The 23,059-nt window shown below is 63.8% G+C and carries 22 protein-coding genes; 11 read left to right on the forward strand and 11 right to left on the reverse strand.

Features of this window, described 5'->3' with window-relative positions:
* Position 1: 1 nt before the first annotated feature.
* From cobT to rpmB, 4 genes are all read right to left on the reverse strand, one after another.
* Positions 2-1,999: a cobaltochelatase subunit CobT gene (cobT, locus tag HF955_RS05675; RefSeq protein ID WP_291078618.1), complete on the reverse strand. Its 1,998-nt coding sequence runs from the start codon at positions 1,997-1,999 to the stop codon at positions 2-4.
* A 27-nt stretch (positions 2,000-2,026) separates the two neighbouring features.
* Positions 2,027-3,010, reverse strand: a complete 984-nt coding sequence (cobS, locus tag HF955_RS05680) for a cobaltochelatase subunit CobS (RefSeq protein WP_291078619.1) — start codon at positions 3,008-3,010, stop codon at positions 2,027-2,029.
* 103 nt (positions 3,011-3,113) lie between these two features.
* Complete coding sequence (locus HF955_RS05685; protein WP_291078620.1) at positions 3,114-4,775, reverse strand: amidohydrolase; 1,662 nt, start codon at positions 4,773-4,775, stop codon at positions 3,114-3,116.
* A gap of 130 nt (positions 4,776-4,905) precedes the next feature.
* On the reverse strand, positions 4,906-5,190 hold the full coding sequence (gene rpmB, locus HF955_RS05690; RefSeq protein ID WP_027839306.1) for a 50S ribosomal protein L28: 285 nt from the start codon (positions 5,188-5,190) through the stop codon (positions 4,906-4,908).
* Between the two features lie 249 nt (positions 5,191-5,439).
* Between rpmB and HF955_RS05695 the strand changes: the two genes are divergently transcribed.
* Positions 5,440-6,327, forward strand: coding sequence for a DUF3108 domain-containing protein (locus HF955_RS05695; protein WP_291078621.1), 888 nt, complete (start codon positions 5,440-5,442; stop codon positions 6,325-6,327).
* Positions 6,328-6,331: 4 nt separating this feature from the next.
* Here the strand turns inward: HF955_RS05695 and HF955_RS05700 are convergent, their stop codons facing one another.
* On the reverse strand, positions 6,332-7,351 hold the full coding sequence (locus HF955_RS05700; RefSeq protein WP_291078622.1) for an RluA family pseudouridine synthase: 1,020 nt from the start codon (positions 7,349-7,351) through the stop codon (positions 6,332-6,334).
* Positions 7,352-7,439: 88 nt separating this feature from the next.
* Between HF955_RS05700 and HF955_RS05705 the strand changes: the two genes are divergently transcribed.
* Positions 7,440-9,146: an alkaline phosphatase D family protein gene (locus HF955_RS05705; RefSeq protein ID WP_291078623.1), complete on the forward strand. Its 1,707-nt coding sequence runs from the start codon at positions 7,440-7,442 to the stop codon at positions 9,144-9,146.
* On the opposite strand, the gene HF955_RS05710 is transcribed toward HF955_RS05705, so the two are convergent.
* From HF955_RS05710 to HF955_RS05725, 4 genes are all read right to left on the reverse strand, one after another.
* A complete protein-coding gene (locus tag HF955_RS05710; protein WP_291078624.1) occupies positions 9,143-9,901 on the reverse strand; it encodes an SDR family oxidoreductase in 759 nt (252 codons plus the stop codon). The two genes, HF955_RS05705 and HF955_RS05710, sit on opposite strands and share 4 nt — an antisense overlap.
* 4 nt (positions 9,902-9,905) lie before the next feature.
* The gene (locus HF955_RS05715; RefSeq protein WP_027839311.1) at positions 9,906-10,235 is read right to left on the reverse strand and encodes a hypothetical protein; all 330 of its coding nucleotides are present in this window, start codon (positions 10,233-10,235) and stop codon (positions 9,906-9,908) included.
* 64 nt (positions 10,236-10,299) lie between these two features.
* On the reverse strand, positions 10,300-10,467 hold the full coding sequence (locus tag HF955_RS05720; RefSeq protein ID WP_036262817.1) for a YdcH family protein: 168 nt from the start codon (positions 10,465-10,467) through the stop codon (positions 10,300-10,302).
* A gap of 110 nt (positions 10,468-10,577) precedes the next feature.
* On the reverse strand, positions 10,578-11,267 hold the full coding sequence (locus tag HF955_RS05725) for a GGDEF domain-containing protein (protein ID WP_291078625.1): 690 nt from the start codon (positions 11,265-11,267) through the stop codon (positions 10,578-10,580).
* A 124-nt stretch (positions 11,268-11,391) separates the two neighbouring features.
* On the opposite strand from HF955_RS05725, the gene purE reads away from it, so the two are divergent.
* The 7 genes from purE (at position 11,392) to HF955_RS05760 (ending at position 18,231) form a co-directional block, all read left to right on the forward strand.
* Complete coding sequence (purE, locus tag HF955_RS05730; RefSeq protein ID WP_027839312.1) at positions 11,392-11,886, forward strand: 5-(carboxyamino)imidazole ribonucleotide mutase; 495 nt, start codon at positions 11,392-11,394, stop codon at positions 11,884-11,886.
* The gene (locus tag HF955_RS05735) at positions 11,883-12,962 is read left to right on the forward strand and encodes a 5-(carboxyamino)imidazole ribonucleotide synthase (protein ID WP_291078626.1); all 1,080 of its coding nucleotides are present in this window, start codon (positions 11,883-11,885) and stop codon (positions 12,960-12,962) included. Before purE ends, HF955_RS05735 begins: the two co-directional genes overlap by 4 nt.
* Positions 12,963-12,967: 5 nt before the next feature.
* Positions 12,968-13,723, forward strand: a complete 756-nt coding sequence (locus tag HF955_RS05740; RefSeq protein WP_291078627.1) for a creatininase family protein — start codon at positions 12,968-12,970, stop codon at positions 13,721-13,723.
* Between the two features lie 81 nt (positions 13,724-13,804).
* Positions 13,805-14,536, forward strand: a complete 732-nt coding sequence (locus HF955_RS05745) for an ABC transporter ATP-binding protein (protein WP_291078628.1) — start codon at positions 13,805-13,807, stop codon at positions 14,534-14,536.
* Positions 14,533-15,288, forward strand: coding sequence for an ABC transporter permease subunit (locus tag HF955_RS05750; protein ID WP_036262820.1), 756 nt, complete (start codon positions 14,533-14,535; stop codon positions 15,286-15,288). Before HF955_RS05745 ends, HF955_RS05750 begins: the two co-directional genes overlap by 4 nt.
* A gap of 1 nt (position 15,289) precedes the next feature.
* Entirely contained in the window at positions 15,290-17,182 is a 1,893-nt protein-coding gene (locus tag HF955_RS05755; protein ID WP_291079302.1) for a Gldg family protein, read from the forward strand.
* A complete protein-coding gene (locus HF955_RS05760; RefSeq protein ID WP_291078629.1) occupies positions 17,179-18,231 on the forward strand; it encodes a DUF4340 domain-containing protein in 1,053 nt (350 codons plus the stop codon). The genes HF955_RS05755 and HF955_RS05760 overlap by 4 nt, the downstream gene beginning before the upstream one ends.
* 7 nt (positions 18,232-18,238) lie before the next feature.
* On the opposite strand, the gene HF955_RS05765 is transcribed toward HF955_RS05760, so the two are convergent.
* Positions 18,239-18,889, reverse strand: a complete 651-nt coding sequence (locus tag HF955_RS05765) for a DUF1223 domain-containing protein (protein WP_253065488.1) — start codon at positions 18,887-18,889, stop codon at positions 18,239-18,241.
* 117 nt (positions 18,890-19,006) lie between these two features.
* Positions 19,007-21,694, reverse strand: coding sequence for an aconitate hydratase AcnA (gene acnA / locus HF955_RS05770; RefSeq protein ID WP_291078630.1), 2,688 nt, complete (start codon positions 21,692-21,694; stop codon positions 19,007-19,009).
* Positions 21,695-21,812: 118 nt separating this feature from the next.
* Between acnA and ccmA the strand changes: the two genes are divergently transcribed.
* The gene (ccmA, locus tag HF955_RS05775; protein ID WP_291078631.1) at positions 21,813-22,391 is read left to right on the forward strand and encodes a heme ABC exporter ATP-binding protein CcmA; all 579 of its coding nucleotides are present in this window, start codon (positions 21,813-21,815) and stop codon (positions 22,389-22,391) included.
* Complete coding sequence (ccmB, locus tag HF955_RS05780; protein ID WP_291078632.1) at positions 22,388-23,053, forward strand: heme exporter protein CcmB; 666 nt, start codon at positions 22,388-22,390, stop codon at positions 23,051-23,053. The genes ccmA and ccmB overlap by 4 nt, the downstream gene beginning before the upstream one ends.
* Positions 23,054-23,059 lie beyond the last annotated feature (6 nt).

A 23,059-nucleotide genomic window follows, 5' to 3' on the forward strand; every position in this document is an offset into this window, starting at 1 on the left:
CCTACTTCTTCGCGCCCTTCACTTCCTGAAGGCTGGTCTTCTTCACCGCGCGGCCGAGGTCGACCTTCTTGCCATAGCTTGGCGCGCCGCTGGTGGCGCCGGAGACGGCGCTGCCGCCGCGCACAGTGCGGTCCGTCAGCGGAGGAATGGCCATCGCCTTTGGCTCCGGCGCGTTCTCGTCGAACAGGCTGGCCAATTGCTCCGTCATCGCTCCGCCCAGCTGTTCGGCGTCCACGATGGTGACGGCGCGTTTGTAATAGCGGGTCACATCATGCCCGATGCCGATGGCGATCAGCTCGATCGGGCTGCGGGTTTCGATCTCCTCGATCACCTGCCGCAAATGGCGTTCCAGATAATTGCCGACATTCACGTTCAGTGTGGAATCATCCACCGGCGCCCCGTCTGAAATCACCATCAGGATCTTGCGCTGTTCCGGCCGGGCCAGCATCCGGTCATGCGCCCAGAGCAGCGCCTCGCCGTCGATATTCTCCTTCAGAAGGCCTTCGCGCATCATCAGGCCCAGATTGCGCCGCGCCCGGCGCCAAGGCGCATCGGCCTGTTTGTAGACGATGTGGCGGATGTCGTTCAGGCGCCCCGGCCCGGCGGGCTTGCCGGCCTTGACCCAGTCCTCACGCGCGATCCCGCCTTTCCAGGCCTTGGTGGTAAAGCCGAGGATTTCGGTCTTCACACCACACCGCTCCAGCGTCCGCGCCAGAATGTCCGCACACAGCGCCGCCACCATGATCGGCCGCCCACGCATGGAGCCGGAATTGTCCAGCAGCAATGTCACGACCGTGTCGCGGAATTCGGAATCGTCTTCCTGCTTGAAGGACAGCGGCGCGGTCGGGTCGGTGATCACGCGCGTCAGGCGGGCGGTGTCCAGCACCCCCTCTTCCAGGTCAAAGCTCCAGGACCGGTTCTGCTGAGCCATCAGGCGGCGCTGCAGCTTGTTGGCGAGTTTGGAGACTGCACCCTGCAGGCCCTGCAGCTGGTGATCCAGATAGGCGCGCAGCCGGGTCAGTTCCTCGGCGTCGCACAGATCCGGCGCATTGGCGACCTCGTCATGCTCCCGCGTGAAGACCTGGTAGTTGAACCGGTCCCGGTCATCGCCGTCCTTGAAGTTCGGGCGGAGCGGCTTGGTGCCTTCTTCCTCGTCGTCGGGTGTATCATCGGCTTCAGCATCCACATCCATGTCGACGCTGACATTCGATTCCTCGCCTTCGATTTCCTCCGTGTCGCCCGCATCCATCTGCTCGGCAGAGGCGCCCATCTGCTCCTCGGATTCCATTTCCTGATCGCCCTCGGAGGGCTGCTCGGTCTCGTCGGTTTCCTCGGTCTCTTCCTGTTGCTGGGTTTCGGCGTCTTCGCCCGGCGCGTCGGAGGCCGTCAGGTCGCGGATCATGTCACGCACCGTACGGGCAAAGCCGGGCTGGTCGTGCAATTGCTCGATCAGGCGTTCGATGGCGCCGCCGGTCTCGGTTTCCACACGTTCCCGCCAGACATCGGCCACGCGTTTTGCGCTGTCGGGCAGCGGCCGGCCAGTCAGCTTTTCGCGCAGCAGGAATTCCAGCGCCGGCGCCAGGACAGCGTCGGCATCCTCGCTGCCCATGGCAAATTCGCCGGACTGGCAGCGATGGTCCAGAACCGCGTCCAGGTTTTCCGCCGTGCCGCGCATTGCATTGGCCCCGAGGCTTTCGATCCGCGCCTGTTCGGCGGCATCATAGACGCGCCGGGGCAGATCGCCGTTCGGGCGGTGCACGGAATGGGCGGCCGGATTGTGATGGGCCCGGCGCAGGGCAATGGCATCGGCCTCGCCCCGGATGCGCGCCGCTACCTGGCGTTCCAGCTGCACCGGCGGCGGACGCAGGGTGATGGTCTCGCCGTCCCCGCCCACATCATTGCCGAAGCCAACCTCCACGTCCCGGTCCGCGCTCATTGCCTTGGTCGTGGTGGCCAGCGCCTGCTTGAACAATTCCTGGGGAGAGGTGTCTTTGGACATGAGAAAGACCTGGTGCGCCTGACCGGATCAGGCGACCCTCACCATGAGCGCGCTTTCCGGCAGTTCCTCCGCAAAGCAACGCTGATACATTTCCGCGACCAGCGGCCGCTCGAGCTCGTCGCACTTGTTCAGGAAGGTCATTCGGAAGGCGTGACCCAGATCCCCGAATATGGCGAAGTTCTCGGCCCATGTGATCACGGTCCGCGGGCTCATCACCGTCGAGAGGTCACCGGCCATGAAGGCGTTCCGGGTCAGGTCTGCCAGCGTCACCATCTTGGCCAGCGTGTCCTCGTCGACGCCCGTCGCCTTGGACTTCACGATCTCGACCTCGGCGTCATGTTCCAGATAGTTCAGCGTGGTCACGATGCTCCACCGGTCCATCTGGCCCTGGTTCAGCTGCTGCGTGCCGTGATAGAGGCCGGTCGTGTCACCCAGGCCCACCGTATTCGTCGTGGCGAACAGGCGGAAGAACGGGTTCGGCGCGATGACGCGGTTCTGGTCCAGCAGGGTCAGCTTGCCGGAGGCTTCCAGAACGCGCTGGATCACGAACATAACGTCCGGTCGGCCGGCATCATATTCGTCGAAGGTGATGGCCACCGGGCGCTGCAGGGCCCAGGGCAGGATGCCTTCGCGGAATTCGGTGATCTGCTTGCCATCCTTCAGGACGATCGCGTCCTTGCCGACCATGTCGATCCGGCTGACATGGCTGTCCAAATTCACCCGCACCATCGGCCAGTTGAGGCGCGCGGCCACCTGTTCGATATGGGTCGATTTGCCGGTGCCGTGATAGCCCTGCACCATGACGCGGCGATTGTGCTCGAACCCGGCCAGGATCGCCATCGTGGTCTGCGGGTCAAACCGGTAGGCATCATCGATTTCCGGGACATATTCCGTGCGAGTCTTGAACCCGTGCACAACCATGTCGGTATCGAGGCCAAATACCTCGCGGACATTGATCTCTTCCGTCGGCTCCAGGCCGTCCAGCACGTCGGTATCACTCATCACAGTCATGGCAGGCGTCTCGTTTCTATTGCACTGATGGACCTATCACACCTGACGCTTCCGCCAAGCGTGACATAGGGTCAAATGTGGGTTTGGCGCAGAGGTCGGCAAATCATTCAGCAGCGCGCCAGACGATTTCGCCCCCAATCACCGTCATCACCGGCTTCGCGTCCAGAATGTCTGCCTCCGGCACGGTCATCAAATCCCGGTCGAATACGGTGAAATCCGCAATCTTGCCGATCTCGATCGTGCCCAGCCGGTCTTCCTGGAACGACGCAAAGGCAGGCGCGGAGGTGAAAAGGGCCAGTGCTTCCTCACGCGACAGGGCCTGTTCGGGATGCCAGCCCTCCCCTGCCTGACCGTTCAGATCCTTGCGTGCCACGGCGGCATAGAATTCGATCAGCGGCGACCCGACCTCGACCGGCGCATCGGACCCGCCGGCCACCACGGCGCCGCCAGCCAGCATGTCCCGCCAGGCATAGGCGCCGGACAGGCGGTCCATGCCAAGCCTGTCCGGCGCGAATTTCAGGTCTCCGATGGCGTGGGAAGGCTGCATGGACGCGATCAGGCCGAGCGCCCCGACCCGCGCGACATCTTCCGGCGCCAGGATCTGTGCATGCTCGATCCGCCAGCGCGCATCCGCGCCATATCCGAGCGCCTCGAAGGTTTCCAGTATATGGCGGTTCGCCAGATCCCCGATGGCGTGAATGGCGAGCTGCACATCTGCCTCATTCGCCTTCATCATCAGATTGTGCAGGGAATCGGTGTCCAGCAATTCAAGGCCACTCGTCTCCGGACGGTCCGAATAGGGCGCAATCAGCAAGGCCCCCCGGCTGCCGAGCGCCCCGTCCATATAGAGCTTGACGGCTCGATTGGTGATCGTATCCGTCTCATGCGCGCGCCGCTCGGCGAGATCGAAGCCGCGCTCGTCAAAGGCATTATAGATCCGCAGGGGCAGGCGTCCTTCCGCGTCGAGGCGCGCCATGATCGGGGCTTCGACCCGTCCGACACTCATATTGTGCACGCCGGTCCAGCCCCGGCTGGAATAAGTGCGCGCGCCGGTTTCCAGCGCGATTGCGATATCGTCTTCGGTTGGCGCGGACAGAAGCTGGAAGACGGGCGCCATCGCATTGTCGATCACGATCCCGGTCGCCTTGCCATCCGTGCCGCGCTCGACATGACCTCCCGGCGGATCCCCGGTGAGATCGTAGATATCCGCCGCCTTCAGGGCGGCCGTATTGGCGACCAGCGCATGGCCGTCCGCACGAACATAGACCACGGGATTGTCGGGACTGACCTGATCAAGATCGGCAGCAGACGGCATGCGCGCATCCGGCCAGCCTGTCTCAATCCAGCCGCGTCCGAACAGGATGTCGCCGGGCGCCTTTTCCTGCAGTTCCGCCTCGGTACGGGTCACGAGTTCGTCGATGGAGGCCGTACCTTCCAGGTTAAGGGTCAGCTCCCGCTGACCAATTCCCAGCAGATGGGCATGGGAATCGGTGAAGCCGGGGAACATGACCGCCCCTTTCAGGTCGACCCGGGTGACCTCGTCCTCACTCCAGTCCGACGAAGCCGGCGGAACAAGCGCGACGATGCGGCCATCTGAATCGACGATGACAGCCTCCACGATGGGCGCGTCAGGATTGCCTGTATGAATGGTACCGCCCGTGAAGACGGTGAGGCCGCCCTCGGCGGCTTCGGGCACAGGGGCCTCGGCGGGCTGGCATCCCACCAGCAGGCCGAGCGTCATTGCCAGTAGTGTTGCGCGCATCATGACGTCTCTCCCCTGTCACTGGGAAGAGGTGTGGCACGCACTGTCCGGCGTTTCCAGCGCAGGACAGAAAAAAGCGCGCGCAGCCTGTGCCACGCGCGCTTTCCGAATTCAGTGCCGAACCGGCAGATCCCTAGGCGACAGCCTTCTTCTCGATGTCGCGCTTGATCTTCAGGGCCTTGGCAGACAGCTTGTCTTCCTTGGCCTTCGCCAGGAAGGCATCCAGGCCGCCCAGCTTGTCCACGGTGCGCAGGGCCTTTGCTGCAATGCGCATGCGAAAATTCTGGTCCAGTGCATCGGAATGCAGCGTGACCTGAACCAGGTTGGGGCGGAAAATACGCTTGGTCTTGATTTGCGAGTGGCTCACATTGTGGCCAGTCATCGGCTTGGTGCCGGTAAGTTCACATTCGCGGGACATGGCCTCGCTCCGAATAGATGTCTGTTGTCTCGAAGGCGCGTCGTTACAGTCCCCGAGGGCCCCGTGTCAACTCCGGGCATCAGGCATTTCGGCAGTTTTCCGGTTGCACGTGTCATCCCGTGTCATACTTGTTGAATGCAATCTCCCGCGGAATGAGGCATGATAGAGGCATGATCGTTCAGGTGGTGTTGGTGAAGACAGGGTATGGGGAATGCTGAAACCTCGTGCCCGGAAAGGATTCTGGTCCAAATGAAACGCGCCCTCCTGCTTGCTTCGGCAACCGGCCTTGCCCTGGCGGGCCTGTCTGCTGCCGATACGGCCCCCAGCAAGGCCACACCCGCTATCCTGGCCAACATCAAGGCCGGTGAAACCACGCGCATGATCTATGAACTGGAGGCGAAAGCCTATGTCCTGTTCATTCCCGCAACCGGCCGCGCCCATTTCGATGTCGAGATGCGCCCGGACACCTACAACATCAAATCCCGGGTCAAGGTGACCGGCATTGCCGACTGGTTCGTAAATTACGACATGCATCTACAGGCGTCGGGCTATACACGCGGCACGGAACTGAAGACCTATAATTATGTGTCCCAGAACCGGGACGGGAAAAAGAACCGCCGGGTCAATCTGACCATCACCGACAAGGATTTCTCGATGACCGCCAATCCGGTCTTCGGCAATCTGGGTGAGCCCCCGGCCACGACCGAGCAGGTCCTGAAGACCAATGACCCGATCACGGCCCTGATCACCTTCGCGCTGGAGCCGCGCGCACCGGGCGCAGACCCCTGCGGCGGCCCGCTGCGCATCTTTGACGGACGCCAGCTGACCTATCTGCACCTGAAGAATGCCGGTACGAAACAGATCGATGTGAAAGCCTGGTCCGGCGAAGCCATCGAGTGCCACATCACGATGGAAAAGGTTGCCGGCTACAAGAAGGACAAGTCCGACAAGGACAATCTGTCAGGCATTGATGGCCCGCTGCGCATGTGGCTGGCCCCCCTGCCGAATGGCGCGACGGTGCCCGTCAAGATCCAGGCCGACACTGACAAGATCGGCAAGGTCACCCTGCAGGCAAGCAAGCTGCGCTTCGAGCCTGTTGTCACGTCGGAAGCCGCCCTGCCCTCCGACGAGGGCTGACCGGTCAGCTGTCCACGGGCAGGCGCCTGAGCGCCGCGATCAGGTCCGTCATGTCTTCCGGAAGGGGCGCTTCGAAATGGAGCGCCTCTTTCGTTACGGGGTGGACAAAGCCGAGTTCGGCAGCGTGCAGCGCCTGACGCGGAAACGCCCGCGCCGCCTTCGTGCCGGCAATATGCCCCTCGCCATGCCCATAGGAGCTGATGCCCTTGTGGCGGCCATAGACGGGATCGCCAACCAGCGGCGCGCCGATATGGGCCATGTGCACGCGGATCTGATGTGTCCGCCCGGTCTCCAGCCGGCATTCCATCAATGCCGCCGCCGGCAGGCTGGACCCCTTGTCGCGCAGGCCGAAGGTTTCGACGGCCCGGTAGTGCGTCACGGCATGCCGCCCGACCCCGGCATCCGGATTGCGGACCACGGCCATCTTTTTCCGGTCCCCGGTCGAGCGGGCGATTGGCAGGTCGACGGTTCCGGCAAGCGGGCGTGGTGCGCCGCGTGTCACGGCAAGGTATTTCCGCTCGATGTCATGGGCCTGGAACAGTTCCGACAGGCCGAGATGCGCCGGTTCTGTCTTGGCGGCCACGAGCACGCCCGTGGTCAGCTTGTCGATCCGGTGCACGATGCCAGGGCGCTCGACCCCGCCGATACCGGACAATTGCCCCCGGCAATGATGCAGCAAGGCGTTAACCAGCGTACCTGACCAGCTGCCCGGGGCCGGATGGACCGCCATGCCGGACGGCTTGTTCACCAGGATCAGGTGTTCATCCTCGAACAAGATATCCAGCGGGATGTCTTCCGGCTCGGGCGTGGCAGGCACGGGGTCCGGCAGCCTTATCAGATAAGTGGCGCCGGCCGCCACGCTGCGCCGCGGGTCCAGCACGGCTTCGCCATCCTGCGCGACCGCGCCTTCCAGGATCAGGGCCTTGACCCGCGACCGGGACAATTGATCAGCCTGAGAAGCCAGAAACGTGTCCAGGCGCGTGCCGGCATCCCCGGCGGCGGCGGTAATCGTCAACTTATCCATCGCGGAGCTTATAGACGAACTTGCCCGCCACCGTCATGCTATTGTCAACAGACCGGACTAGGGGAGATCCGGAACACGGGAGACAGCCATGACCAAGATCACTCGCCGCGGCCTTCTGGGCGCTGCCGCCACCGGGACCCTCAGCGTCGCCGCCTGCGCCACACCGGCCCCTGCGGCACCGAAAACCGCGCCCTATGCCGGAGAGGTCGAATTCCTGCACGGCGTCGCTTCGGGCGACCCGCTGCCTGATCGGGTGATCCTGTGGACCCGCGTCACGCCGAAATCCGGCACCGGGCCCATTCCGGTCACCTATGAGGTCATGGATCCGGCCGACCCCGCAGCCCCTATCCTGACGGGCACGGCGACCGCCAGCGAGTCCCGCGACTTCTGCGTGAAGGTGGATGTGACCGGCCTGAAGCCGGGCACGGCCTATCTCTACAAGTTCAAGGTCGCGACGGAGGCGGGCGAAATCGTCTCTCGGGAAGGCCGCACGAAGACCACCTCTGCCACCGGTAGCGCGCCGGTGCGCATGGGCGTTGTCTCCTGCTCGAACTGGCAATTCGGTTTCTTCAATGCCTATGAAGCCCTCTCCCGCGAAGAGGACCTGGATGTCATCATCCATCTCGGTGACTATTTCTACGAATATGGCGTGGATGGCTATGGCGGAGACGTCGCCACATCGATCGGCCGCGAACATGATCCGGTTACGGAAGTCGTCACACTGGCGGATTACCGGATGCGACACGCCCAGTACAAGACCGATCCCAACCTGCAGGCCGCACACGCCAAAGCACCCTGGATCTGCACTTGGGATGACCATGAAAGCACGAACAATTCCTACCGGACCGGGGCTCAGAACCACAATCCGGAAGACGGCGAAGGCGACTGGACCGATCGCAAGCAGGCCGCCATCCAGGCCTATTTCGAATGGCAGCCGCTGCGCGAACCCGCCGCCGGAAACATCACCTCGGCCGTGTGGCGCAGCTTCACCTTCGGCGATGTGGCAACCATCCACGCCCTCGAAAGCCGCCTGACGGGCCGATCCCCGGATGTCAGCTGGTTCGACGCGCTGGCCGGCGTCACCGATCAGGAAGTGATGCAGCAACGCGTTGCCGAAACGCTCCGGACGATCCGCGACCCGTCCCGCACCATGCTGGGCGCAGAACAGGAAGCCTGGTTGGCCGGAGAGCTGAAATCCTCCGTGGAGAAAGGAAAATCCTGGCAAGTGCTCGCCAACCAGGTCGTGATGGCCAGCACCACGCTGCCGAACTTTCAGAAAACGCTCACGCCGGAACAGCTTGCCGCTCAGGACAATGGCTTCGTCAAGACGCTACTGGGCTTCTCGACGCTCGGCCTGCCATTCAATCTGGACGCCTGGGACGGCTTTCCGGCTGCCCGGGAACGCCTCTATGCCGGCGCGGCCGCCGCGAATGCCAAACTGGTCACGCTGGCTGGCGACACGCACACGGCCTGGGTCAACACTTTGCAGGATGCGAATGGGGAACAGCGCGGGGTGGAATTCGGCTGCACCTCGATCACCTCGCCGGGCAGCGGCGCCTATATCAAGGACATCCCGGATCTTGGCGAGCAGGTCATGGCAGCCAATGAGGACGTCGTCTGGCATGATCCCTTCAGTCGCGGCTACACGATCGTGACACTGACGCCGGAGGCTGCCCGCGCCGAGTATCGCACCGTGTCGAACATTCTCAGCCACGACTATACGGTGGAAACCGTTGCGGTCTACGAAACACGGCAACAGGACGGAAAGCTGACCGATCTGGCCAGCCTGTCCTAGTCGAGAATACCTGCGAGGCTGGACCGGCCCCCGTCCAGCCTCAGCACTTCGCCGGTCACGAAGGCCGCTTCGGGCGATGACAAATACCGCGCCGCATCGGCGATCTCGTCGGCAATCGCCGCGCGGCCCAGCGGTGTACGACGGGTCGTCCAGTTCTCGATACGCTCCTCACGCGGACGGATCGCCACGATACCGTTCACCCGGATCTGCTGCTCGGCCAGTTCGACAGAGCCGGCCTTGATGACGCCGAGCACGGCGGACTGGGTTACGGTTTCGGTATAGCGGCCGGGCATGGTCGCAATCGCGGAATAGGACAGCACAAAGGTGACCGACCCTTTCTGGCGAATGCGCTCGACGCCAGCTTCGGGCAGGTCATCCTGCTCCGCGATCCGTTCAGCAAAGACTTTCAGGGCCAGGGTGCTGCCGCGCGTGGCCTTGGTGACGGCCTTGTCGAATTTTTCCTGCGCGAACTCCGCCAGCGTGTCGGGCGCTTCGATCTCCGGAATCACGACCAGATTGTCGACACGGCCAAACGCCTCCACGGCCACTGTCAGCGCATTGCGCAGGCCAAGGCGCGTGTGCAACTCGCCATGATGCAGCAGGACATCGTCCGGGACGGCATTTCGGGCCGTTGCAATCCGCTCGTCGAACGGATCGGCGGCAACGACGTGATGACCGAACTTGCTGAAACGCCGGGCGACCGCATCGCCGACCTCGCGGCCGAGGCCAAGTATCACGGTTACGGGTTGCGCCATCGACTCAAGCCTCGGCGTCGGCGCCGGGTTTGGGGGCGCCCGTCTCGCGGCGGCTGCGCACATCCTCGCCGACGATGGACAGCCGGTCGTTCAGGCGGTGCAGGGCGGCCAGAATTTCCGCCAGCAGGCGGATGACCATGTACAGGAAGCCCAGCAGGGCCAGGCTTCCCACAATGCGTGCGAGTCCGGAAAAGACGTGCCCGGTGAACACATGGCCCAGCCCGGACAGTATCGCGAACACAGCAAAAACAAGAAACAAGAGGCCGAGGACACCGGTTGCCTGTTTCACGGCACCCAACGTCATCGCGCGGTCCTGATCGAATATTTCACGCATGCCTTATCCTTATGCCTGCTGGAAATCAGGCTAGGCCACAAAGATGAAGGCTCCGTTGCGCCGCCTACCGGGCATCCAGCGATTGAAGCTGTTCCTTGATGTGCAGCTTCTCCTGCTTCAGCCGTTTCAATCGTATCGTGTCCGCCGACGGTCGCTTTTGTTCCTCAACTATCTTTTCATCGAGTTTGCGGTGCTTGTTGGCGAGTTCATTGATCCGGCCGGTAAGCGACATGGCAGTCTCCTTCTGCTGTTAAGTGGCTGTGTCTTAACGGCAACACTTAATCATATGAGACGCGGGTCGTCACGGGGAGTCGGGCCCGATTTTCGGCCGCAGGGCATGAATTATTGTTTATCTGCCTGATGGCTGGTTTTCCTGCGCGCTTTCTGGGCGAACATGGATTGGTCAGCGATGGCCAGAAGGTCTTCGGCGGTCTGTCCGACCTGCCATTCCGCCACGCCGCAGGACGCGCCGATGCGCAGGGGTGGCTGTGATCCCGCCCCTTTCTGCCGTACCACCAGCTGGTCCACGGCATGGGCCAGTTCGCGGGCCTTCATCAGGCTGTCCTCGGCCGTGGCCTGCGCCAGGACAATGCCGAATTCGTCCCCGCCAAGCCGTCCGACAATATCGGTTTCCCGCGTATTGCGCAGCAGGAGTTCCGCAATGCGCACCAGGACTTCATCGCCCGCCGCATGGCCGAACACGTCATTGACCTGCTTGAAATGGTCAAGGTCGATATAGATCACCGACAGGGGCGTCCGGAACCGGGCCGCCAAGGCAATTTCGCGGCGGATTTCGCGCTCGAAAGCGCGCCGGTTGAAAACCGGGCACAGGGAATCATTGTCTGCCAGGGAGGCCGCCTCGGCCAGCGCATCCTGCAACGCGTCGATGTCGCCGCGCAAGGCCAGCACCTCGTCGCACAGCGCTTCGATGGCGGCACGCGTGCGCAGGTCGAGCGCGCCCAGATCCACCCCCAGCACGTTCAACAGGGCAAGCCGCTCGGTCGCGGCCGGAGCGTGAAGATCGTCCGCCATGACTGCAGGTTACGCGTTTCGCCCGACAAGATACAGCCATTCTTGCGGTGCGGGCCGACAGGCGGGCAGTTGACGCGGCACCGGGCGCACTTATGTTGCGCGCTTTCCAGCGGCGAGGCGCTCCATGACGGACACAGAATCCCCAAAGGTCGGCATCATCATGGGCAGCCAGTCGGACTGGCCGGTCATGCGGCTGGCAGCTGAAATTCTCGAGGAACTCGGCGTCTCCCATGAAACGCGCATCGTGTCGGCCCATCGGACGCCCGACCGGCTTGTCGAATACGCCAAGTCTGCCCGGGGACGGGGCCTGAAAGTGATCATCGCCGGAGCGGGCGGCGCAGCCCACCTGCCGGGCATGACCGCCTCGATGACGCCCCTGCCCGTCCTGGGCGTACCGGTCCAGTCGCGCGCCCTGTCCGGCATGGACAGCCTTCTGTCGATTGTTCAGATGCCGAAGGGCGTTCCCGTGGGAACCCTGGCCATCGGCGAGGCCGGAGCGATGAATGCCGGCCTGCTGGCGGCGTCCATCGTGGCGCTTGAGGATCCGTCCGTCGCCGGCAAGCTCGATGCCTTCCGGCAGGCCCAGACAGACAAGATCGGCGAGTCTCCGGAAGCATGACGATGATCGCGCCGGGCCGGACGATTGGCATTCTGGGCGGTGGCCAGCTCGGCCGCATGCTGGCCGGCGCGGCCAATCAGCTCGGGTTCGATGTGCACATCTTCTGCCCGGAAGCGGATTCCCCGGCGTCGCGCGCCGCGCGAAAGACATGGCAGGCGGACTATCTGGACACCGCCGCCCTGACGGAATTCGCCGCATCCTGCGATGTCGTCACGCTGGAGTTCGAGAACATTCCGGTGCTTGCCACCGAGACGATCCAGGCGTGCGGCGTGCCCCTGCATCCTGGCCCGACGGCGCTGGCCGTTTCGCAGGATCGCGCGGAGGAAAAGGCCTTTCTGAACGGGATCGGCATCGCCACGGCGCCCCATGAAGTGATTCATGCCGCCGCGGACATTCCCGCCGCGCTGGAACGGGTCGGCGGCACAGGCGTGCTGAAAACCCGGCGCGACGGCTATGACGGCAAGGGGCAGGCCTGGGTGCGCAGCCCCGACGAAGCCGAAGCGGCGTGGTCAGCCATCGGAGAGGCGCCGGCCGTTCTGGAAGCCGCAATCGGTTTCGAGTGTGAAATTTCAGTCATTGTTGCCCGCTCCAGCACGGGCGAAACCCTCAGCTGGGCACCCCCGCGCAATGTGCATGAAGCGGGAATCCTGTCCCGGTCCATCGTCCCGTCGGGCCTCGACAAATCTGTCGAATCCGAGGCCCGCGAAAAGGCCATGAAACTGGTGCGGGCGCTGGACTATGTCGGCGTCCTTGCCCTTGAATTCTTTGTGCTTTCAGACGGAACCCTGCTGGCGAACGAGTTTGCGCCGCGGGTCCACAATTCCGGGCACTGGACCCCCGAAGCCTGCCAGACCGGACAGTTCGAACAGCATGTAAGGGCGATCTGCGGATGGCCTCTGGGCGACACGCGCCGGCTGCATGATGCCGAGATGCGGAATCTGATCGGCGATGACGGCCTTGTTGACCCCGCCAGCCTGAAGCCCGATGAGACTCTCACCCTGTATGGCAAGAGAGATGCCCGGCCCGGCCGCAAGATGGGACACATCACACGCCGGATCGCGCCCCGAAAGGACTGAACTGAATGCTGCTTCCCGTTTCGACCTGGACCGATATCGAAACATGGCTGAAGACGTCCAGGACCATTGTCATCCCAATCGGCTCAATGGAACAGCACGGGCCGAACGGCTTCATCGGCACGGACGCGCTGTGCCCGGAAATCATCGCCCGGGAGGCGGAGAAGCTGGCACCGGACGACATGCTGGTCGGCCCGACCTTCAGCGTGGGCTGCGCCCAGCATCATCTCGGCTTTCCCGGCACGATCACGCTGCGCCCTTCCACCATGATCGCGGCGATGGCGGACTGGACCGAAAGCCTGATGCGGCACGGATTCGAACGGATCTACTGGCTGAACGGGCATGGCGGAAACATCGCCACGATCGAGGCGGCCTTCTCCGAGATCCATGCCCGGCGCAGCTTTGACCCGCGCGGGGAGACCAATCTGCCCGGCCTGACCCTGAAACGCCGCGACTGGTGGGATTTCAAATCCGTCATGACGCTGTGCAACCAGCTCTACCCCGTTGGCCATGGCAGTCACGCCACCGCGTCGGAGGTTTCCGTGACCTATTACGGCTATCCGGACCATGCCCGCACCGATGTCGAAATGTCCCCGAAGATCGCCCCGACCGGCACCATTGGCGATGCGGTCCAGTATCGCCGCGACTTTCCGGACGGCCGGATCGGGTCGGACCCGACCCAGTCCAGTGTGGAGGATGGCGGCAAGATTGTCGAAGCCGCCGCGAAAGCCGTGCTGGACGAGGTGCGCCGCTTCTCCGCCTGATCGAGGCGGCATCGAACCCACTGGCCAGACCTGGTCAGGAACGCTATCACGAGGCTCCCGGAAAAGGACCTGTTGCGAAGAATGCTGGACATTCAGAAGCTGGAAAAATCCTTTGGCGACAAGCGCGCCGTACAAGGCCTGTCCTTCACCGTCGAGAAGGGAACCGTCCTGGGATTTCTCGGGCCGAACGGCGCGGGCAAGTCCACCACGATGCGCATGATCGCAGGCGTGCTGGAGCCCGATACCGGCGATGCCATGATTGACGGCAAATCCATCGTGTCGGCCCGCCGCGAAGCGCAGGCCGCACTCGGCTACCTGCCGGAGGGCGCCCCCCTCTATGACGACATGACCCCGCCGGAATTCCTCGCCTTCATGGCCGCGGCCCGGTCCCTGCCCCGGTCCGAGCGCAAGGCCGCCATCGAGCGCGCCATCGCCGATTCCCGTATCTCCACCGTCTGCGGACAGAAAATCGGCTCCCTGTCGAAAGGATACCGCCGGCGGGTCGGCCTGGCCGGCGCCATCCTGCATGACCCGCCCGTCCTGTTGCTGGATGAGCCGACCGACGGGCTCGACCCCAACCAGAAGCAGGCGGTGCGCGCCCTGATTGCCCGCATGGCGCCGCGCAAGGCGATTGTCATCTCTACCCATACGCTGACCGAAGTACCCGCCATGTGCACACGCGCCATCGTGATCGACCGCGGACGCATCGTGGCGGATGACACACCCGAAGGCCTGCGCAACCTGTCCGCGGACGGCACGCTGGAAGGCGCCTTCACGCGGCTGACAGACCAGGCGGAGGCTGAATCCGCATGAACCGGCTGCATCGGCAATTCGACAGTTTCCTGCCCGTCTTCCGGCGGGAACTGGGCGCCTATTTTGCAACGCCCATGGCCTATGTCTTCCTGGCAGTCTTTCTTCTGTCGCTCGGCATGTTCACCTGGGAAGCCGCGCGTTTCTTCGACACCGGAACCGCTGACCTGTCGCCCTTCTTCGTCTGGCATCCCTGGATTTACATGATCTTCCTGCCGGCCCTGGCCATGCGCCTCTGGGCCGACGAGACCAGCGCCGGCACGGATGAATTGCTGCTGTCCCTGCCCCTTGGCATGCCGGGCATGGTACTGGGCAAGCTGTGCGCCGCCTGGATGGTGGCCGCCGTCGGGCTCGTCCTGACCGTGCCGATGTGGGTGACGGTGAACTTTCTCGGCACGCCGGACAATGCCGCCATCGCCCTGACCTATTTCGTCAGCCTCCTGATGGCAGGATCCTATCTCTCCATCGGTGCGGCCATCTCGGCCCTGACACGCAGTCAGGTCACGGCCTTCGTCATCAGTGTCGTTGTCGCCTTCGTGTTCACCGCCGCCGGCTGGCCGCTGGTCCTGTCCAGCGTCAAGGCGGTGTTCGGCGCGGGCCTGGCCGATCTTGTCGCGCAATTCTCCTTCCTGTCCCATTTCGAGGCCGCCCAGCGCGGCGTCCTGGAATTGCGGGCGGTGCTGTTCTTCCTCGGCTTCATGATGCTGTGGACCATTCTCAACGGCCTGTGGGCCTCTCGCCAGAGGCTTGGCTGAGATGCGCGCGAAACACTATCTCATTGCCGCCACGGTGCTGACCGGAATCATCTTCGTTTCGGCAAACCTGCTGGTACAGAAAGTGTTCAGCGGTGCCCGCATCGATTTCACCGAGAACAATCTCTACACATTGTCCGACGCCACAAGGTCGACACTGAAATCCGTCGCCGAACCGGTCGAGATCACCTTCGTCTACACGCGCGCCACGGGGCAGGAATTTCCCGCCATCCGCGCCTATGCCGCCCGAGTCCGGGAATTGCTGCAGGTCTATGAGAGCCAGTCCGGCGGAAAGGTGCGCATCACCGAGATCGACCCGGTCCCCTTCTCGCCCGCGGAAGACGAAGCGCTGGCCGCCGGCATCACAGCCATCGACACGAACGGAAATGATCCGCTCTATTTCGGCCTGATCGGCCGCAATTCGATCGACGACCAGCGCGTCATGCCCTTCCTCGCCCCGGAACGCGAAGTCACGCTCGAATATGATTTGACCCGCATGATCGACCGGCTGGACGATCCCGATCCGCCGCGCATCGGGATCCTGTCCTCTCTGCCCGGCATGACCGCGCCCGGCGGTGAAGGCGGCTATGCGCTGCTGCGCGACATTCACAAATCCTTCGATGTCGAACCGATTGCGGAAACCTTCCAGTCCCTGCCGGAAGACCTGGACGTGCTGCTTGTGGCCCAGCCGCCCGAGCTGAGCCCGAGACAGGAATGGTTGATCGACCAATTCGTGTTGCGCACGGGCCGGGCCGTCTTCCTGCTGGATCCGGCGGCCAAGACGGCCGGTGCCGGCGGCCCCTTTGCCCTGGACGATGCGGCGGCTTCGGCATCGCTGCCGCGGCTTGGCGAGGCATGGGGCGTCACCGTGTCCGAACGGGCCGTCGCAGATGCGGCCAGCGCCCTGCCGGTTCCGGTCGACACCGGTGGCGGGCGGATCGAGGAGCTTGCCCACCCCCTGTTCCTCGGCATCCCCGCCGGGGACATGAACCAGGAAGACCTCATCACCGCAGATCTGGGCCGCGTTATCAATTTCGGCGCGCCCGGCGCCCTGATCACCGGCACGCTGGGCGATGGCGTGGAGTTCACGCCGCTGATGACAACCGGGCCGAGCCCGTCCTTCATCGAAGCCGAAGACGCCATTACGGACATGTCCCCGCAACAGGTGCTGCGCCAGTACCAGACAGAAGCCGGCCCGCTCGTCCTGGCAGGGCGGCTGTCCGGCCCGCTGCGCACAGCCTTCCCGGAGGGGCCCCCGCCCTTTGAGGAGCCGGCGGATCCGATGCTGGCAGACATTGCCCGGACCGAAGCGGCAAGCGCATTGCCGCACATCTCCGCCAGCGAGACTGACGTGCAGGTCATTCTGGTCGCCGATGCTGATTTCATCGCGGATGATTTCTATGTCATTCCGAATGAGCAGATCGTCGTGGCTGACAATGGCGCCTTGGTGCTCAACGCCCTTGATGCGCTGGCTGGCGGGGGGGAATTGTCTCGCCTGCGTTCGCGGGCGCCCAGCCTGCGCCGCATGGAACGCATCGACCGAATGCGGGAGAATGCCGAAGCGATCTATTTCCGCCAGCAGGCCGAATTGCAGGACAATCTCGAAGCCGCCCAGGGACGGCTCGAGGAATTGCAGGCCATCGGAGCCGCAGACGGATTTTTCTCGGGGGATCTGGAAGCCGACCTGACAGAGGCCGAACGGACCGAATTGCTGGAATTGCGGCAGCGCATCGTCACGCTCCGGGCCCAATTGCGGGAAATAGAGCGGAATTACCGGCGTGACATCGACCGGCTCGAAGGCACGCTGAAGGCGATCAATATCTGGAGCGGGCCCTTGCTTGTCTGCCTGATCGGCCTGTTCGTCTGGTATCGCCAGAAACGGAAGGGCGCGGCATGACCGAAGTGCGAACCCGCCAGCGCAAGCGCCGGCTCCAGATCATGGGCGGCATTGCCGCAGGCCTGACCGTCCTGACGCTGATCGCCTATGCAACCGGCGGCCCGAAAGCGCCCGTGTCGGAGCGCAAGGGCCAGCCCGTGATCCCGGAATTCGCCGCAATCCGCGCCGAAGCGGGGGAAATCCGCGTCACGCTGTCAGATGACTCCTATTCTCTCGTCAACACGCAGGATGGCTGGAAGATGGGGCATGAGCGAGGCTATCCCATCCGGCCGGACCGGCTCGCCGAACTGGCGACGGGCCTGGAAGCGCTCAGCTGGGGCGAAGGCCGCACGCGCGATCCTGACAAGCTGAACCGGATTGGCCTCGGAGATCCGCGCGAGGGCGGCACGGGCGCGCTGATCGAGATTCTTGACGAGAGCGGCAACGTTTCCGCCGCCCTGATCACGGGCCGCAAGGACAGGAGGCTCTATGGCCGCCTGCCCGGACAGGTGCAGGCCTTTCAGGTGCAGGGCGAGTTGCCGCCCTTCTACAATCATCAGGCCTGGCTCGACTTCGACATTCTCGAAATCAATTCCGATGCCATCTCGGCCGTCCGGATCTTTGATTCACTCGGGGAAAGCCTCTATCTGCAGCGTTCGGTAGGCTCCAGCGACCGCAGCTTCGTGCCCGGTCCGCCATATCAGGATTTCCGTCTGGTCAGCCGTCTTGCCGCCTCCACCCCTGCCCTCGCCCTGACACGTTTCTCTCCGATGGGCGTAAAACCTGCCAATGATCTGTCGACCCGTCCCGTGGCGCGCCACATTACCGAGACCCATGATGGACTGGAAGTCGATGTGTCGGCCTATCGGGAACCGGACGGCTATTTCATCACGCTGCGGGCCGTGGAGGCCGGCGAAGGCGCGCATCGCGGCAGCACGATCAATGACAAGGCCGAGGGCTGGGCCTTCGAACTGGCTGAATATGACTGGCGGGAGTTTACGCCGCGCGTGGCTTCGATTGTACGGGCACCGGTGATGGTGCTGGAGACGGATCAACCCGCCCAGCCCTGAACTTCCGTCAGGGCGTGATCACCATCGTGTCCAGCACGGGGCCGAACCCGGCCTCCTGGACAATGATTGCACAACCGGATTCACAGTGCGGCACGGCCAGCTCGACATCATTGCCAAGCCACGGTCCGAGCGCGGTCACGCGGGTCACCGGGTGCACCATGTCCGTCGTGTTCGCCTCGCCTGTCAGATAGTCGACGAGCCAGATATCGGCCAGGTTCGGCACGCGTCCGGACAGGCGGATCCGGTCACCCTCGCGCAAAAGGCGCACATCCGGCTCCGGCGTCTCCTTCAGCCGTTCCAGAGCGCGTTCGACATAGGTCCGTTTGCTGCCGGCGCATTGCTCGACACCATTGTAGACCGTCTGGGGCGTATATGGGCCGCGCAGTCCGAACCGGTCCGTATAGCCTCTCTGGCGGTCCTTGGACTCCACCATCGCCATCGGGTCCTTGTCACCAAGATAGTCCCAATAGTCGACCGACCAGGTCAGAACCAGAAGGTCGTCCCGTTCCGCGTCCACGGCCTTCAGCGTGCGATGCGCCTTCGGGCAGGCCCGGCAGTTCTGCGATGAAAACAGCTCAACCAGAACGGGCCCCTCTGCGTGCGCAGCGGGCACCATCAGGCTCAGCAACAGGGACAGGGAAAGAAGAAGTCGGGTCATTTCAGACCCGCTTATACGGACTTATCCGGTCGCGCGACAGTCACAGGGATGTGAGGGCTGATAAAAAAGCCCCCGCAGCGACGTGCGGGGGCTCTGTTTCATGCGATCCGATCAGGATCAGGCAGCGTCGCGCGCGAGGTTGCGCAGCACATAGTGCAGGATGCCGCCATTGCGGTAATAGTCCAGCTCGTTCTCGGTATCGATGCGGACCACCGTGTTGGCGGTGAACGTCGTGCCGTCCTCGCGGGTGATCTTCACTTCCAGAGCCTGGCGCGGGGAGATGTCGGCAATGCCTTCAATCGTTACCTGCTCCTTGCCGGTGAGGCCCAGCGCTGCCGCGCTCTCGCCTTCCGCGAATTCCAGCGGAAGCACGCCCATGCCGATCAGGTTGGAGCGGTGGATCCGCTCGAAGCTGCCGGCGATGACCGCGCGCACGCCCAGCAGGATCGTGCCCTTGGCCGCCCAGTCACGGGACGAGCCGTTGCCGTAGAGGTCCCCGGCAAACACGACCAGCGGCGTGTTCTCGGCGGCGTATTTCATGGCCGCATCATAGATCGGCATCTGTTCGCCGTCCGGATAGTGGACTGTCACACCGCCTTCGACACCCGGAACCATCTGGTTCTTGATGCGGATATTGGCAAAGGTGCCCCGCATCATGACTTCGTGGTTGCCGCGGCGCGAGCCGTAGGAGTTGAAGTCCAGCGGCGACACCTGGTGTTCCTGCAGGTAGATGCCTGCCGGGCTGGACGCCTTGATCGATCCGGCCGGAGAAATGTGGTCGGTCGTGATGGAATCGCCGAACACGGCCAGGACGCGGGCATCCTTGACGTCGGTCGGCGCATCAATGTCCAGGCCCATGCCTTCGAAATAGGGCGGGTTCTGAACATAGGTGGAGGCCGGTGGCCAGCTATAGGTCTGACCGCCGGAGACCTCGATGCCCTGCCAGTGCTCATCCCCCTTGAAGACATCGGAATAGCGCTCGGCAAACATTTGCGGCGTCACGGCCCGAGCCATGATTTCGGCAATCTCGTGCGAGGTCGGCCAGATGTCCTTCAGGAAGACATCATTGCCATTCTTGTCCTTGCCCAGCGGATCCTTCGTCAGGTTCACGCGCAGCGATCCGGCGATGGCATAGGCCACGACCAGCGGCGGCGAGGCGAGATAGTTCGCCTTGATGTCCGGACCGATCCGGCCTTCGAAGTTCCGGTTTCCGGACAGGACCGAGCAGGAAACCAGGTCACCATCGGCAATCGCCTTGGCCAGCTGCGGCTGCAGCGGGCCGGAATTGCCGATACAGGTCGTGCAGCCATAGCCGACCAGGTTGAAGCCCATGGCGTCGAGATCGTCCTGCAGACCGGCCTTTTCCAGATAGTCCGTCACGACCTGAGAGCCCGGTGCCAGCGAGGTCTTCACCCAGGGCTTGCGGTCGAGGCCCAGTTCGCGGGCCTTCTTGGCCACGAGGCCGGCCGCAATCAGCACGGACGGGTTGGACGTGTTGGTACAGGAGGTGATCGCCGCGATGAAGACGTCGCCATGCGTGACGGTGTAGTCCTCGCCTTCCACGGCGATGGGCTCGGCAGCATCGGCGGCCTTGCCGAATTCCTTGGCCATCGCATCCGCGAAGGCCGTGTCGCCTTCGGACAGCAGCACGCGATCCTGCGGGCGTTTCGGACCCGAGATCGACGGCACGACCGCGCCGAGATCCAGTTCCAGCGTATCGGTGAAGACCGGCTCGGCCTGTTCCGGACGCCAATAGCCCTGCGCCTTGGCATAGGCCTCGACCAGCGCCACACGCTCGGCGTCGCGGCCGGTATTGGTGAGGTATTTGATCGTGTCATGGTCAACCGGGAAGAAGCCGCAGGTCGCGCCATATTCCGGGGCCATGTTCGAAATGGTGGCCTGGTCTTCCAGCGTCAGGTTTGCAAGGCCCGGGCCGTAGAATTCAACGAATTTGCCGACCACGCCCTTCTGGCGCAGCATCTGGACAACGGTCAGCACCAAATCGGTTGCAGTGGCGCCCTCAGCCATCTTGCCGTCGAGACGGAAGCCGATGACTTCCGGGATCAGCATGGAAACAGGCTGGCCCAGCATGGCTGCCTCGGCCTCGATGCCGCCAACACCCCAGCCCAGTACCGCAAGGCCGTTGATCATGGTCGTGTGGGAGTCGGTGCCAACGCAGGTGTCCGGATAGGCGACGGTTTCGCCATTCTCTTCCTTGGTCCACACGGTCTGGCCGAGATATTCCAGGTTCACCTGGTGGCAAATGCCGGTGCCCGGCGGCACAACGCGGAAATTCTTGAACGCCGTGGAGCCCCAGCGCAGGAACTCGTAGCGCTCCTGGTTGCGCTTGTATTCGATCTCGACATTCTTCGTGAAGCTGTCCGGACCGGCAAAGCTGTCGACCATGACCGAGTGGTCGATGACCAGGTCGACCGGGACCTGCGGGTTGATGGCTTCTGCCGAGGCGCCGAGCTTCTGCGCTGCATCGCGCATCGCGGCGAGGTCGACCACGGCCGGCACGCCGGTGAAATCCTGCATCAGCACGCGCGCCGGGCGGTAGGCGATCTCGTGGCTGATGTCGCCCTTGTTGTCGAGCCAGGTCTTGAACGCCAGGATGTCATCCTTGGTCACCGTCTTGCCGTCCTCGAACCGCAACATGTTTTCGAGCAGGACCTTGAGGGAAGCCGGCAGGCGGGATACGTCGCCCAGACCGTTTTCGGCGGCCGCGGCCAGCGAGTAATAAGTGTAGGTCTTGCTGCCAACGGTGAGCGTGCGTTTGGAATTGAAGCTGTCGAGGGACGGCATGGAGAGGGAACCTCGCGTCTGGGATTGTCGATCTGCGGCGATGAGCCGCCGCGCTGGCCTGTCTCATATAGGCCCTAATGGATTGAGGCAATTGGGACAAAGGGTCTAAACGGGTCTTATGAAGGCTGGCACACTCCTTTCCGCAGCGGACACGGGCATGATCCGCGGTGAACGGGTTCTTTTCCGGAACGTTTCGCTCTCGCTTGCGCCGGGCCAGGCCATCGTGCTGCGTGGGGCGAACGGATCCGGCAAGACCACCTTGCTGCGAATCCTGGCTGGCCTCACGCGGGCCGAAACCGGCACGGTCGACCGCCCTGCCCCGTTTCACTGGATCGCCCATAGGGACGGATTGAAACCCCATGAGACCCCGCGCACCCACCTGACCCTCTGGGCCCGGGCCTGGGGCTGCCCCGTGGACGGGATCGAGACGATCCTGGACCGGATGGGACTGGCCCGCCCGGCAGACGTCCCGGCCCGGCATCTCTCGGCCGGCCAACGCCGACGCACCGCGCTGGCGCGGTTGCATCTTCAGGTTCGCCCGCTCTGGCTGCTGGATGAGCCGTTCACGGCGCTCGACAAGGACGGCACAGCCCTTCTGACCGACATGATGACCGCACACTGCGCTGCGGGGGGCGGCATCGTGGCCGCCATACACGGCGAAACTGGGTTCAATTTCGATATGCAGGTGGAGATTTGACCCCGGCGCCCATCTTCTCTGCCTTTCGGCAGGCGCTCGGCGAGGCATGGGCCGGTGGGGCTGGTGCCCTGCTGCCGGTCGGGTTCTTCGCAGGGGCGGCCGTTCTGGTGCCGCTTGGCGTAGGCACCGACGCCCAGATCCTGCGGGCCATCGGCCCCGGCATCCTGTGGGTTTCGCTTGCCCTGTCGAGCCTTGTGACACTGGAGCGCGTGTTTCAGGCAGACGCAGAGGATGGCTCTCTGGATCTGTGGCTGCAGGCCGGCGCCCCGGCGGCAGCCATCGCTGCAGCAAAGACACTGGCCCACTGGCTGACCGCAGGCCTGCCGCTCGCCCTGTTGTCCCCCCTTCTGCTCTTGATGTTCCAGGCCCCGGCCAGCGGCGCACTGCTGGAAAACCTGGCCTTCTATGCGATTGGCGGGCTCGCCTTCTATTTCTGGGGCGGGGTCGGCGCTGCGCTGGCCGCCACGGTCCGCCGCGGCGGCCTGCTGATCAGCCTGATCGCCCTGCCGCTCTATGTGCCGACCGCCATCTTTGGCGCCCTCGCCATGGGCGATGGACCCAGCAGCGCCGCCGCGCCGCTGTTCCTGGCCGCCTCCACCCTGTTTGCGCTGGCTGTCGCCCCCTTCGCGATGGGTGCAGCCCTGCGCTTGGCGGCAGACTGAGGGAAG

The organism is Hyphomonas sp., from assembly GCF_017792385.1.
Lineage (GTDB): Bacteria > Pseudomonadota > Alphaproteobacteria > Caulobacterales > Hyphomonadaceae > Hyphomonas.